Source organism: Streptomyces sp. NPDC043996 (genome assembly GCF_056435225.1).
Map to the genome: position 1 here is coordinate 712,342 of NZ_JBWKEY010000005.1, position 13,256 is coordinate 725,597.

The 13,256-nt window shown below is 75.1% G+C and carries 10 protein-coding genes and 1 pseudogene; 8 read left to right on the forward strand and 3 right to left on the reverse strand.

Annotated elements, in window-relative coordinates; translation table 11 throughout:
• Position 1: 1 nt before the first annotated feature.
• On the reverse strand, positions 2 to 859 hold the full coding sequence (locus AC07A4_RS17165) for a helix-turn-helix domain-containing protein (protein ID WP_478598865.1): 858 nt from the start codon (positions 857 to 859) through the stop codon (positions 2 to 4).
• Between the two features lie 28 nt (positions 860 to 887).
• Between AC07A4_RS17165 and AC07A4_RS17170 the strand changes: the two genes are divergently transcribed.
• The 3 genes from AC07A4_RS17170 (at position 888) to AC07A4_RS17180 (ending at position 3,128) form a co-directional block, all read left to right on the forward strand.
• Complete coding sequence (locus tag AC07A4_RS17170; RefSeq protein WP_478598867.1) at positions 888 to 1,955, forward strand: ADP-ribosylglycohydrolase family protein; 1,068 nt, start codon at positions 888 to 890, stop codon at positions 1,953 to 1,955.
• A 97-nt stretch (positions 1,956 to 2,052) separates the two neighbouring features.
• Positions 2,053 to 2,358: a 4a-hydroxytetrahydrobiopterin dehydratase gene (locus AC07A4_RS17175; protein WP_478598869.1), complete on the forward strand. Its 306-nt coding sequence runs from the start codon at positions 2,053 to 2,055 to the stop codon at positions 2,356 to 2,358.
• Between the two features lie 23 nt (positions 2,359 to 2,381).
• Positions 2,382 to 3,128, forward strand: coding sequence for a class I SAM-dependent methyltransferase (locus AC07A4_RS17180; RefSeq protein ID WP_478598979.1), 747 nt, complete (start codon positions 2,382 to 2,384; stop codon positions 3,126 to 3,128).
• Positions 3,129 to 3,133: 5 nt separating this feature from the next.
• Here AC07A4_RS17180 and AC07A4_RS17185 read toward each other — a convergent pair.
• Positions 3,134 to 3,367, reverse strand: a pseudogene (locus AC07A4_RS17185) (hypothetical protein); the annotation flags it as partial.
• Positions 3,368 to 3,537: 170 nt separating this feature from the next.
• On the opposite strand from AC07A4_RS17185, the gene AC07A4_RS17190 reads away from it, so the two are divergent.
• Positions 3,538 to 4,569 carry a class I SAM-dependent methyltransferase gene (locus AC07A4_RS17190; protein ID WP_478598871.1) on the forward strand — a complete coding sequence of 344 codons (1,032 nt, stop codon included), beginning with the start codon at positions 3,538 to 3,540 and terminating at the stop codon, positions 4,567 to 4,569.
• An 11-nt stretch (positions 4,570 to 4,580) separates the two neighbouring features.
• Here the strand turns inward: AC07A4_RS17190 and AC07A4_RS17195 are convergent, their stop codons facing one another.
• A complete protein-coding gene (locus AC07A4_RS17195; protein ID WP_478598873.1) occupies positions 4,581 to 5,282 on the reverse strand; it encodes a bleomycin resistance protein in 702 nt (233 codons plus the stop codon).
• Between the two features lie 119 nt (positions 5,283 to 5,401).
• On the opposite strand from AC07A4_RS17195, the gene AC07A4_RS17200 reads away from it, so the two are divergent.
• The 4 genes from AC07A4_RS17200 (at position 5,402) to AC07A4_RS17215 (ending at position 13,168) form a co-directional block, all read left to right on the forward strand.
• Positions 5,402 to 5,812: a CU044_2847 family protein gene (locus AC07A4_RS17200; protein ID WP_478598876.1), complete on the forward strand. Its 411-nt coding sequence runs from the start codon at positions 5,402 to 5,404 to the stop codon at positions 5,810 to 5,812.
• An 8-nt stretch (positions 5,813 to 5,820) separates the two neighbouring features.
• On the forward strand, positions 5,821 to 7,545 hold the full coding sequence (locus AC07A4_RS17205) for a VMAP-C domain-containing protein (protein ID WP_478598878.1): 1,725 nt from the start codon (positions 5,821 to 5,823) through the stop codon (positions 7,543 to 7,545).
• Between the two features lie 195 nt (positions 7,546 to 7,740).
• Complete coding sequence (locus AC07A4_RS17210) at positions 7,741 to 8,811, forward strand: AAA family ATPase (RefSeq protein ID WP_478598881.1); 1,071 nt, start codon at positions 7,741 to 7,743, stop codon at positions 8,809 to 8,811.
• A complete protein-coding gene (locus tag AC07A4_RS17215; protein WP_478598883.1) occupies positions 8,801 to 13,168 on the forward strand; it encodes an SAV_2336 N-terminal domain-related protein in 4,368 nt (1,455 codons plus the stop codon). The genes AC07A4_RS17210 and AC07A4_RS17215 overlap by 11 nt, the downstream gene beginning before the upstream one ends.
• The last annotated feature ends 88 nt before the right edge of the window (positions 13,169 to 13,256 follow it).

The following is a 13,256-nucleotide window of genomic DNA, read 5'->3' on the forward strand; positions in this document are numbered from 1 at the left end:
TTCAGGCCTTCGCCTGGAGGTACTTCACCGTCGCCGGGTCGGCCGGGAGCAGCGTCTCGATGGCCAACTCGGCGACGGTGACGTCCATCGGCGTGTTGAACGTGGAGATCGACGAGATGAAGGAGAGCACCCGGCCCTCGTGCTCGATCCGCAGCGGCAGCGCGAAATGCGGCACCTGCCCGTCCGCCGCCGTGTCCTCGCCGGGGTCCTCGACGGGGTACGCGGCGACCTCCTCGTACAGCGCGCGCAGCGGCGCCGAGCGCTGGAGCGCGATCTGCCGCTCCATCTGGTGCAGCAGATGCCCGCGCCACTCCCGCAGATTGCGGATCCGCGGCGCGAGGCCCTTGGGGTGCAGCGCGATCCGCATGGCGTTCAGGGGCGGCCGAAGGGCGTCGTCCGGCAGGCCGTCCAGGAGCATCGCGATGCCCCGGTTCGCCGCGACCACGTCGTACGTCGCGTCGACGACCAGGGCCGGATACGGCTCGTAGCCCTGGATCAGCCGCTCCATCCCGGCGCGCAGGGCGGCCATCGACGGGTCGTCGAGCGGGGTGTGCGGGAAGCGCGGCGCGTAACCGGCGGCCAGCAGCAGCGCGTTGCGTTCGCGCACGGGCACGTCGAGGTGCTCGGCGAGCTTCAGGACGAACTCCTCGCTGGGCTTGGACCGGCCGGTCTCCACGAAGCTGATGTGCCGCGCCGAGGAGTCCGCGCGCAGCGCCAGCTCCAGCTGGCTCACGCGCCGCTCCTCGCGCCAGCCGCGCAGCAGCGCCCCCACGTCGGTCGCCGCGGGCGCGCCGCGGGCCGCGCCGCCGCCCCGGGCGCCGTCTTTGCCGTTTCGCCTGCCGGAAGCGAGAGTTGTCATACCGCGAACGGTAATCGAGGAGTGGCGCATGACGAATCCGTGGGACGCCCCGTCGTGGGAGGCCACCGTGGCCTACCGCGCCCGGGTGCGCGGCTGCCTGCTCGGCGGCGCGATCGGGGACGCGCTCGGCTATCCCGTCGAGTTCAGCTCGCTGGACGGCATCCGCGCCGCGCACGGCCCGCGCGGCGTGCGCGGGCCGCTGCCGGACGCGGACGGCGTCTGCCGCGTCAGCGACGACACCCAGATGACGCTCTTCACCGTCGAGGCCCTGCAGGCCGCCCACGCCCGCGAGCGCCGCAAGGGCATCGGCGGGGCCGCGCCCCAACTGGTCCTGGAGGCGTACCTGCGCTGGCTGGACACCCAGCGGCGGCCCGCCCCCGCGCCGGACGTGCGCGGCGGGCTCGCCGCGCAGCCCTGGCTGTACGCGCGCCGCGCCCCCGGCGAAGCCTGCCTCAGCGGGCTCGAACACCGCCACGCCCCCGACCCGCGGGCCCCGCTCGGCCCGCCGGGTCCCGTCAACCCCGAGTCGAAGGGCTGCGGCACCGTGATGCGCGCGGCGCCCTTCGGGCTCACCCGCGCCCCCGCCGACCGCTCCTTCGAACTGGCGGCGCGCTGCGCGCGGATCACCCACGGCCACCCCACGGGCGCCTACGCCGCGGGCACCCTCGCGGCGATCGTCGCGCACCTGGTCGCGGGCGACTCCCTGGAGGGCGCCGTACTGCGCGCGCTGCGGCTGCTTCGCCGCTACCCCGGCCACGAGGAGACGTCCGCCGCGCTCGGCCGCGCCGTGGACCTGGCCGCCGACGGCGAGCCGAGCGCGGAGCGCGTGGAGTCGCTCGGCGCGGGCTGGGTCGCCGAGGAGGCCCTGGCCATCGGCGTGTACGCGGCCCTGGCCACGCACCGCGTGGAGGACGCGCTGCCGCTGTCCGTGAACCACTCGGGCGACAGCGACTCGACCGGCTCGGTCTGCGGCAACCTGCTCGGCGCCCGGCACGGCGACCACGCGCTGCCCGCCGACTGGCTGCGGGCCACCGAGGGCCGGGCGGTGATCGCCGTGCTCGCGGACGACCTCGCGGCGGAATGCGTGCGCGGCTGAGTTCCGCCGAGTCCCCGTCAGAGACGCGCTGTGGCAGGCTGGCACTGCGCGCCACCGCGGGGGTGACGAGCGCGAACGCACGGAAAGGAGCGCGGCCATGCCCCTGGAGCCGCTGTCGCAGAAGGAGATCGAGGACCGGCTCGCCGAACTGCCCGGCTGGTCTCAGCTCGACGGCAGGATCGCCCGTTCCTACCGGCTCGCGTCGCACGCCGCGGCGACCGCGTTCGTCGTACACGTCTCCCAGGTACAGGAAGAGCTCGGCCACCACGCGGAGATCACCCTCGGCTACGACACGGTGGAGCTCACGGTGCACACGCACAGCGCGGGCGGCGCCGTCACCGAGCGCGACTTCGCACTCGCCCGCAGGGTCGAGGAGCTGGCCCCCGGGCACGGTGCCGCGTGACACCGGGGCGGGCGCGGAGCGCCATGCTCGACTACGGCAAGGAGGCCGTCCGGTACGACGCCTCGCGCGGCGGTGAGCCCCGCGCCGCCGCCGCGGCCGCCGCCGTCCTCTCCCTGCTGCCGCCGGACACCGCGAACCTCCTCGACGTGGCCTGCGGCACCGGCCTGGTCACCCGGCGGTTCGCCGCCGAGCCCGGCCTCCACGTGACGGGAGTCGACTCGACGTACGCCATGGCGCTCATGGCGGCCGACCGCGTCCCGGGCGCCGTCGTCCTCGGCGACAGCCGCCGACTGCCCTTCCCCGACGCCCGGTTCGACGCGGTGACCACGGTGTGGCTGCTGCATCTGCTCGCGGACGGCGAGGAGGTCCGCACGGTGCTCGCGGAGTGCGCGCGGGTCCTGCGGCCCGGGGGCCGCCTCGTCACCACCGTCGACAAGGCCACCTCGCACGACGTGGGCAGCGACATCGACGCCGTCCTCAAGGGCCGCCCGATCAGGCCGCCCGTGGACGGCGCCGCGCAGGTCGGCGCGTGCGCGCGGGACCTCGGTCTCGTCGCCGCGGGGCGGGCCCGCTTCCGCGGCCACGGCCAGGGCCGCAGCCCGCGCAGCACCGCCGAGGACCTGTACCGCGGCTGGTTCACCAGCATTCCGCCGGACAGCGCGATGGCCCGGGGGTACGCGGAGCGGCTCGCAGGCCTGCCGGACCAGGACGTGCGGCGCCCGGACCCGGAGTTCACCCTCCTCGCGTTCGCGAAGCCCGCCGCCGGCTGAGCGCGTCAGGCGCCCGTGCTGCCGTCCGGCAGGCTGTCGGCGAGGTAGGCGGCCAGGTCCGGTGCGGCGGGCGCGAGCAGATGCCGCACCCAGGCGTTCCGCTCGTGCTGGATCGGCGGCAGCTCCCACACGCAGCCGATCCACGGCTGGTCGCGCCCCACCGGGACGAAGTGCGTGGGGTCGCGGTCGGGGCAGCCGAGCACGGGCTGCCCGGCGGCGGCGCACCCGAAGCGCAGGACGTACGCGGCGACGCCTTCCCTGACCTCTTGTGTCAGGGAACGGGGTTTGCTGTTCCGGCAAGCCAGCTGGCCAGAATCGCGACCGGTGGCGCAGGCTGACAGCGATCCCGGGTGAGGGATTCCCGGGAGCCAGAGGGATTCCCGGGAGCCAGCAGAGAGGCGGCGAGACGATGACGGCGCACACGGCGGACACGGCGGACACGGCGCACGAGGACGACGGCGGGGCACGGCACCACGGCGGCTGCGGCGGCCATGGGCATGGCGAGCACGGCGGGCACGGCGAGCACGGCGGGGGTGGCGGGCACAGCCACAGCCACAGCCACGGCGGTCACGTCGAAGTCGACTGGGCCGAGATGGCTCCCGTCCTCGAGCAGAACGCGGAGGTCACGGCCCCCGCGTACCGGCAGGTCGCCGACTGGCTGCGGGAACTGCGCACCGGCGGTGCGGACGGCGCGCGGGGCGGTGAGCCGTCCCTGGTCGTCGACGCGGGCAGCGGCCCCGGCGTGGTCACCGGCCTGCTGGCGGAGGCGTTCCCCAAGGCTCAGGTGGTCGCGGCGGACCCCGAGCAGGCGCTCCTCGACCGGGCGCGGGCCCGCGCGGACCGCCTCGGCCTCGGCGACCGGGTGCGCACGCACCGCGCGGAACTCCCCGACGGGCTCGGCGCGCTGCCGCCCGCCGACCTGATCTGGGCGGCCCGGTCCGTGCACCACGTCGGCGACCAGGTCGCCGCGCTCACCGCCCTCGCCGGCCGGCTCGCGCCCGGCGGCGCGCTCGCGGTCCTCGAGGGCGGCCTTCCGCCCCGCAGCCTGCCGCGCGACCTGGGCCTCGGCCGCCCGGGGCTCCAGGCCCGCCTGGACGCGGCCAACGAGGACTGGTTCACGCGGATGCGCGCGGGCCTGCCCGGCACCAAGGACGTCCCCGAGCACTGGCCCGCGCTCCTCGCCGCGGCGGGCCTGCGCCACACGGCGACGCGCACGTTCCTGCTGGACCTGCCGGCGCCCCTGGACGACCGGGCGCGCGCCCACGTGATCTCCACCTTCGGGCGCTACCGCGACCTGGCCGCCGAGGAGGGCGCCCTCGCCGCCGACGACCTGGAGGTCCTCGGCCGCCTCCTCGACCCCGCGGACGAGCAGAGCCTGCACCGCCGCGACGACGTGTTCCTGCTCGTGGCCCACACGGTGCACGTCGCCGTGAAGCCCTAGGGTCCTTCGGCTCACGCCCGCAGGTCCGCGAGGCGCGCCAGCGCGTCCCGCACCGACTCCCGCTCCCGCGCGTCGAGTTCGATCCCGGCGGCCCGCTCAAGCAGCCGCGCCGCCAGGCCGTCGTCCCCGACCCGCTGGGCGATGTCCCCGCGCAGCACCAGGAGCCGCAGATGCTGCGCGGGCGTGGGCCGTTCGTCCTGAAGGCCGAGCGCCCGGTCGATGACCTTGGCGGCGCCTTCCAGGTCCTCCTTGGAGTCGACGAAGACGTCGGCGATGTGCAGCGCCCGCGCGAACGTCTCCTTGGGCGCGGGCCGATGGCTCTGGTCCTCGCTGATCTGCTGCCCGACCCGGATGGAGTTCCCGCCGGGGTCGGTCATCAGGAACTGCCGCACTCCGTACGACATGTCCTTGAGCGGTCCGATCCGCGGCAGCCCCCGCCGCGGCACCTTCCCGTACGCCTCCTTCAGCCCCGCCCGGAACCGCGCGTACAGCGCGTCCACGTCGTCCGTCAGCACATAGCACCCCGCGTACGACTCCGCGGGCTCGTACTGCTTCATCCCGAAGAACTGGAGCTCTATGGCGCCGCGTTCGACGACCGCATACGCGTAGGGGCTCTTCTGGAGGAACGTCGTCTCGAAGCCGAGGGCGGTGTAGAAGTCGACGATCGGCTGGATGGTCTGGCACGGCAGCAGGGGGATCGTTTTCTCAGCCATTCCGTCAGTCTAGTCAAACTTGAGTAATGAATGCGAGGGGTGCGCTGAGCGCTGTCTCGGGCGGGCGTATTTGCCAACTCTCCCGTTCCGCCGCACCTGTTGGGGCTACCTTCGGCGGGATGAGGGAGCTGATGCGCTGGGAGTCCGACGAAGGTCCCGTCGTCGTCGAGGTCGACAGCAAGGACGTGGGGTACGCGTCCGTGTCGCGCCGGGACGGGGACGGGATCCGCGAGGTGGAGGGACGGTTCGAGTCGGCGCTTGGGAACGTGCGCGGCGCCGCGATGTCGGCGCTGCGCACGTTCAGGGACCGCGCCCTGGACCCGGACGGCATCGAGTTGGAGTTCGGGGTGAAGCTGAGCGCCGCCGCGGGCGCCGTCATCGCGAAGACGGCGGCCGAGGGGCATCTGACGGTCAAGCTCACCTGGTCGAAGAGGGAGTCGACGGGAGAGCCGACGGGGGAGTCGAAGGGGGAGCGGGGCGCGGAAGAGTCGGCGCGAAGGGGGGCGGACGGGGGCGTGCAGGGCGAATAATGGCGACCATGCAGTGGCGTGCCCGCATCGGCGCGGTCGACGGCGGCGCCCCCTTGGGAGCGGGCGTCCTGGTCGACGGCTCGCGGGTGATCACCTGCGCCCATGTCGTCGTCGGCCGCGCCGAGGTGTGGGTCGCGCTGCCCGGCACCGCCGGTGAGGTGCGGGCGCGGGTGGCGTGGACGGGCGGCTGGCGCGCCGTCGACGACCACGCCGACCTCGCCGTGCTCGTGCTCGACCGGCCCGTCGCCGTGCCGCCCTGCGTGTTCGCCCCGCTCGGGGCGCTGCGGCCCCGCGAGGGGCGCGCCGGGCACGTGCTGCGCGCCCTCGGCTTCCCGGAGGGCCACGAGGAGGGCGGCACCCACGTCACCCTGAGCACCAGTCAGGACCGGCGCCTGGCCGGTGAGTGGCTGGAGGTGGACGTCACCCGCGAGCATCTGCGGCGCCTCGGCGAGGGGTTCAGCGGCGCGGGCGTGTACGACCCGGTGAGCGGGATGGTCGTCGGCATCGTCACGGACGCCGACCTGGAGGGGGAGTTCGGCGGCGCGCAGGGGCGGATGCTGCCCCTGGACAGCATCCGCCGCCACTGGGAGGCCCTCGACGACCTGCTGCCGCTCGACTGGATGGGCCCGGAACCGCGCCGCGAGCTGCGCGCCGTGTTCGACGGCACCGCACTCGACGCGGCCGCCCTGGAGGTGGCCGTACGCCTCGCCGCCCCCACGCTCAACTGCGCGCCGCCGCCCTTCACCTCCCCCTGGCAGGCGATCCGGTACGTGGCCGAGGAGGTGGTCGGCGAGGACCGCCTCGTACGGCTCCTGCGCGAGCTGCGCCACCGGGCTCCCGCCGACACCGCGCGGGGCCTCGCCGCGTGGCTGCGGCGGTGGCTGCCGGAGGAGGCCGAGCAGGCCGGGGCCGGACGCGCGCGACCGCCCGCGCCCACGGCGTCCGTCATGTTCCGGGCCGAGCCGATGACCCGCGGCGGCGGCCTCGACCTGTCGGTGTGCACGGTCGTCGACGGCGTGCCCGTCGCCCGCGCGGGCCCCGTGCGCATCCGGCGCCAGCAGCTGCGCGCGAAGGTCGAGGCGCTGCTTGCCGCGCAGGTCGGCGCGGTCCACGACGTCGACTGGATGCTGGAGTTCGTCGTGCCGCAGGGCCTGATGGGCGAGCCCTTCGAGGAGTGGCACATCAGGGAGCCGGGCGCCGCGCGGCCCCAGCCCATGCGGACGGTGCCCGTCGTGGTGCGGCACGTGGACCGCCTCAAGCCGCTGCGGGTCTCCTGGCTCACCCGCAAGCGGTGGGAGACCCTCAGGGCGCGCGGCGAGACCCGCCCGGTGCCGGTGGCGTGCTCCTTGGCGTACGACTACGACGATTTCTACGACTGGCTGGACGACAAGGACGACGTGTGTGTCCTCGCGTACGCGGCGAACCCCGTGGAGGACTGGCTCGCCGCGGCCCTCGACATCGGTGTGCCCGTCATGCTGTGGCGGCGGCGCGACTGCGCGGGCGCGGGGCACGAGGCCTGCGCCCCCACGGCGTTCCTCGACCGGCTCACGCGGGAGGTCGCCGGATACGACCCCGACCGGCTCCCGTACGAGGTCATGCGGCTGCGGAAGGCGGCCCGCTCCCCGCAGCGGGGCGGCGCCGACCACTGCGGGCACCGGCTGACGCTCTTCTGGGACGACCCGGAGCGCCGCCCGGACCCGCCGCTGGCGATGGGGGGCAAGGGAAGTGACTGAGGCGAGTGGTGTGACGGAGGGGGGCGTGTGCGTGACGGAGTGGGGCGTGTGCGTGTCGGAGAGGGCTGTGCGCGTGACGGAGTGGGGCGTGTGCGTGACGGAGAGGGCTGTGCGCGTGGCTGAGAGGGCCGTGTGTGTGGCTGAGAGGGGCGTGAGTGTGAGTGAGGGGGCCGTGTGCGTGATCGGGAGGGCCGTGTGAGGGAGCAGCAGCCGCCGTCCAGCTGGCAGGTCTTCCGGGGCAGCCGCACCCCGCACGCGCGCGTGCGGCTGCTGCCGGACCCGCCGCCCTGGCGCCGCTTCGACGGCGGCCCGCCGCTGCCCGTGCCGCCCGGCGACAGCGGCAACCACCACGCGGCCGTCAGCTACCGCCCCGGCGCGGACGCCGTCCGGCAGGTCAACGCCGCGCTGTATCTGCGCAGACCGCTGCTGGTCACCGGCGCCCCCGGCACCGGAAAGTCCTCGCTGGCGTACGCCGTCGCCCATGAACTGGGGCTCGGCAAGGTCCTGCACTGGCCCATCACCAGCCGCGTGACGCTGCGCGACGGGCTGTACGCGTACGACCCGCTCACCCGCCTGTACGCCGCCGAGCGCGCCCGCGGCGACGCGGCCGGGGACGGGGCGGCGGCGCCCCATGACGACATCGGCGACTATCTGCGCCTCGGCCCGCTCGGCACCGCCCTGCTGCCCTACGAGAACCCCCGTGTCCTGCTCATCGACGAGATCGACAAGAGCGACATCGACCTGCCGAACGACCTGCTGACCATCTTCGAGAAGGGCTCCTACGAACTCGTCGAGCTGGCCCGCAGGGCCGAGGCCACGGCCCGGGTGATGACGGCCGACAGCACCACCGACCGCGTCGAGATCCGCGACGGCACCGTCACCTGCCGGGCCTTCCCCTTCGTCGTCATGACCAGCAACGGCGAGCGCGAGTTCCCGCCCGCGTTCCTGCGCCGCTGCGTGACCGTGGACCTGAAGCAGCCCAAGACGGTCGACGAGCTGACCGCGATCGTGCGGGAACACCTCGCCGGGGTCGTCGGCGACGAGGCGGGCGAACTCCCCGCGGCCACCCGCGCCGTCATCCAGCGCTTCTTCGAGCGGCGCGGCGGCGGCCTCCTCGCCAACGACCAGCTCCTGAACGCCATCTACATGTGCCACCACGCCGCGTTCAGCGACCCCCCGGACAGCGTCCTGGAACTGGCCGACCAGGTCATGCCGTATCTGAGCAGCGACCTGAGCGGCGAGGCGACAGGGCCCGATGACGCTTGACCGGCTGCGCGCCGCCCTGGAGGCGCTCGGCCCGCCCGTCACCCCGCTGGAGCTCGCGGAGATGCTGTGGCTCGCCTCGACGCTGCCGCCGGGCGCGGACGGGCCCGCGCCGCGCGACGGCACGCCCCGGACGCCGGACGCGCTCCGCCCAGGCGGCGCCGACGACGACGTCCCGCACCACCCGGTGCGCGCACCCCGGGGCCCGTACGCCGGGGCCGACCCCCGCCCCGCCGACGCCCCCCGCCCCGGCGCACCCGCCGCCGCGGGCACCCTGCACCTGCCGCACGGCACCGCCTGCCCCGGCGCCGACGCCGACGACGTCCTCGTGCCCGCCCCGCAGGCCCTGCGCCACGAACTCGCCCTCCAGCGCGCCCTGCGCCCCCTGAAGCGGCGCGTCCCCGACGCCCGCCGCCTCGTCCTCGACGAGGACGCCACCGCCGCGCGCGCCGCGTCCGACGGCGCGCGCCGCCCCTGGGGCCCCGTCCTCGTGCCCGCGACCGAGCGGCCGCTGCGCCTGGCCCTCGTCGTCGACACCGGCCCCGCGATGAACCTCTGGCTGCCCCTCGCGGCGGAGCTGCGGGCGGCGCTCCAACGCACGGGCGCCTTCCGGGACATCAGGGTCTGGTACGTCGCCGACCTGGGGGACCGCGTGGGCCTGCGCGCCGCGCCGGGGCGCCCCGCCCTCGACCCGGCCGCCGCGCTCGACCCCACCGGGCGTCAGCTCACCCTCGTCCTCAGCGACTGCTCCGGGCCCCACTGGTGGGCCGGGCGCGCCGCGAAGGCCCTGCACACCTGGGCCCGGCGCGGGCCCACCGCCCTGCTCCAGCCGCTGCCCGAGCGCCTCTGGCGGCGCACCGCCGCGCCCGCGACGCCCGGCAGCGCCATGGCCGCCCGGCCCCTCGCCCCCAACACGGCGCTCCGCTTCACCCCGCACGACGGCCGCGCACGGCGCCGGTGCGGGGCGCTGCCCGTCCCCGTCCTGGAACTCGCCCCCGAGTGGCTCGCCGACTGGGCCGCCCTGGTGACGGCGGCGGGCGACCGCCCCCGCGACACGGCCGTCACCTACGTCACCGCCGGTGCGCCCGCCCCCACCGAACCCCGCTCCTTCGAGGGCGACCTGCCGATGACGGACCGCATCCTGCGCTTCCAGCTCGCCGCCTCGCCCACGGCCGCCGACCTCGCCGCGCACGTCGCCCTTTCGGTGCCCGCGCTCCCGGTCATGCGGCTCATCCAGCAGCGCGTCACTCCCGGCTCCCGGCCGAGCGACCTCGCCGAGGTCCTGCTCAGCGGCCTCCTGGAACCGGTGGACCCGGCGCGCGGCCTGTACGACTTCGTCCCCGGCGCCCGCGCCGCCCTCCTCGCGACGCTGCCCCGCGCCGAGTCCCTCGCCGTCGCCGACCTCCTCACCCGCATCGGCAAGGAGATCGAGGCCCGCGCGGGCGCGGCGGCCCGCTCCTTCCCCGCGGTCGTGCCGGTTGCGGCGGGCACGGGCACCCGGGCCCTGGGCGCGGCGGGGAAGCCGTTCGCGTTGGTGAGCGAGGAGGCCTTGGAGGTGTTGCGGGGGCGGGAGATCCGGGTGGCGGAGCGGCCGGTGGGGGTGGGGGAGGAGGCGGGGGAGGTCGAGGAGTCGAGTCCGCTCCCGGCTGAGGCGGTGTCCCCGCGTGGGATGCCGAACGTACCCAGGCTGAGGACGTTCGTGGGCCGGGCCAAGGCGTTGCGGCGCCTGGACGCGGAGTTGGCCGGTCCCGCCTCGGACACCCCTCGGGTCGTGGTCGTGCACGGCGGGCGCGGCGTGGGGAAGACGGCGCTGGCGGCGCGGTGGAGTCTGTCCATGGACGGGGCGATGTTCCCGGTGTGGTGGGTGGACGCTTCTTCGCTGGACACCCTCGTCGAAGGGCTCGCTGGTCTGGCCCAGATGTTGGACCGGTCAGTAGTGGATTCCGCTGAATCCACGGTGTTCACGCCCTCCGAGCCACGGACACGGCTCGCCGACCTGGCCATCGCCTGGCTGGCCGAGCACGACGACTGGCTGCTCGTCTTCGACGGCGCGGAGGACCCCGCCGACGTCAGCGCGATCCTGCCGCGCCTGGGGCCGGGCGGCGCCGTCCTGGTCACCACCCGACGGGCCGACGGCTGGGAACGCCTGGGTGCGGTCCTGGAGTTGGGCCCCATGGGGCCGGACGAGGCCGCTGATCTCATCAGGGCACGCACGGGAACCGATGTGCCGTGGCAGGACGCGCACGACCTCGCCGTGGCGCTCCGACAGCTGCCGCTCGCCCTGGAACAGGCCGCCACGCACATGGCGCAGGAAGGCGTCTCCGCCGCCGAGTACCTGATGCTCATGGAGCGTGCCCGGTCGCAGATCCTCGACGAAGTGCCCGGTGACAGCCGCACGTTCCTCCTGGCCCTGAACACCCTGGACGACCCGCTCGCCCACCGCGTCCTGAACGTCCTCGCCTGGCTCGCCCCCAAGCCAGTGCCGCTCGCGGTGCTGGCGCCCCTGGGGAGCGCGGCCGTACTCGACCGGGCCGTAAGCCAGTTGGCGGACGGGGGGTTCCTCGGCCGTACGGGCGACACCGTGCGGGTCCGCGCGCAGGTGCAAGGCGTCCTGCGCGTACCCGACGAGAGCGTCCTGGGGCACGACGCGGCGGCGGTCGAGTCGGCCCGGCCCGAGGCCGTCCGCTGTCTCGCGGCCGCCCTGCCCGAGGAGAGCGACGACCCCGCCACCTGGCAGCGGTGGAGTGAACTGCTGCCCCACGTCGACGAGGTGGCCGGATACGCGCTGCCCGCCGACACGACCCCGGACGTCATGAACGTGCTCGTCAAGGCGGCGGACTTCGTCATGGGGCAAGGCGACGCGGAGCGGGGCATCGCCATGCTGCGCCACGCGGCCGTGAGCGGTGAACACGTGCTCGGGGCGTGGCACCCGGCGACGCTGTGGGTGACCCGGCGGCTCATCCGCGCGCTGCGCACGGCGGGCCGCCCTCAGGAAGCGCTGGACGTGGGTGAACGAGGGCGTCCGTCAGCCGGGTCGGGGGGCACCGACCTGCTGCTCCTGAGGGCGGAACTGGCCACGACGTACTACGAGGTGGGGGACACGGACCGAGCCCGGCGCATGTGCAGGGAACTGCGCCAGTCCATGGCCTCAGGTGCCGCTCTGCCCGTCCCCGAGGCGTTTCCCACCCGCGTCGCCATCGCCGACCTGGCCCGCACCGTGGGCGAGGGGAACATGGCGGTGGAGCTGTACGAGGTGGCTCTCGACGAGTGCCGCGTGGAGCTGGGGGAGATCCATCTGGAGACGATCACCCTGCGGGGGAAACTGGTCGCCGCCCGCTACGCGGTGGGCGACCAGAAGCGAGCCTCGCGCGAGGCGCGAAAGGTGTGGGACGACTGTCGCGGCCATGTGAACCTCAGCACCCCCCGGGCCATCCGTGCCCTGGGCGAGATCGCCCACGCGTACGAAGGCTCGTTGGGCGGCCTGCCGCACGCGGTGCAGCTGTACGAGGAGCTCCTGGTGCGGAGCCGCGCGGTCCACGGCGAGGCGCACCCGAGGACGCTGAACCTCTGGAACCGTCTGATCGACGCCCACCTGCGCTCGGGGCAGCCACGGCGCGCCGTCACGCGGAGCAGCGCCTGGCTGTCCGCCGCGGCCAGGACGTTGGGCGCTGACCACCCCGTGTCCCTGTGCGCCTCGGCGCGCCTGGGCGACGCCCTGCGGGCGAACGGAGCCTGGGGCAAGGCGATTTCCCAGTACGAGATCACCGTCGACGCCCGGCGCCGGGTCCTTGGCGAGGACGACCCCCAGACCTGGGAGTCATGCGAGCGGCTCGCCTCCGCCCGGGCGGAGGTGGGCAACACGGAAGAGGTGCCACCGCTCTACGAGGAGGTGCTCGCCGCCCGGACCCGGGTCCTCGGCGAAGGGCACCCCGACACCCTGGCGACGATGGAGAGGGCCGCCCTCGCGCACGCGGCCGCGCAGGGGACCGACCGGGCCATCGAACTGCTCAGCAAGGCCGCCGAGCTGCGGCACCGGGTCGGCGGCGACGCCCAGTTCCTGGAACTCCTCGGCACGATCGGCTACCTCGGGCACGTGTACCTGCAGGCGGGCCACCTCTCCCTCGCCGTCGAGACCTACGAGACCGCCCTGCTCGCGTGCCTGGACCGGCTCGACGACGACGACCCCCGCACGGTGACCGCGATCCGCAACCTCGTCGAGGCCTACACGGCCCGGGGCGACACCGCGCGGGCCATCGCGCTCCTGGAGTGGGAGACGGGCACGCTCGGCCTGCTGCTCGGCCCCGACCACCCCGCGGTCGTCGACCTCAAGAGCGAACGGGCCCGCCTGCCCTACCGCTGAGGCGGGGCAGGCGGGCCGTGACACGCTCAGGCGACGTGGAACTCCGCCGGGTCCGGGCCGATGCGCCGGTCCTCGTTCAGCGCGCTGA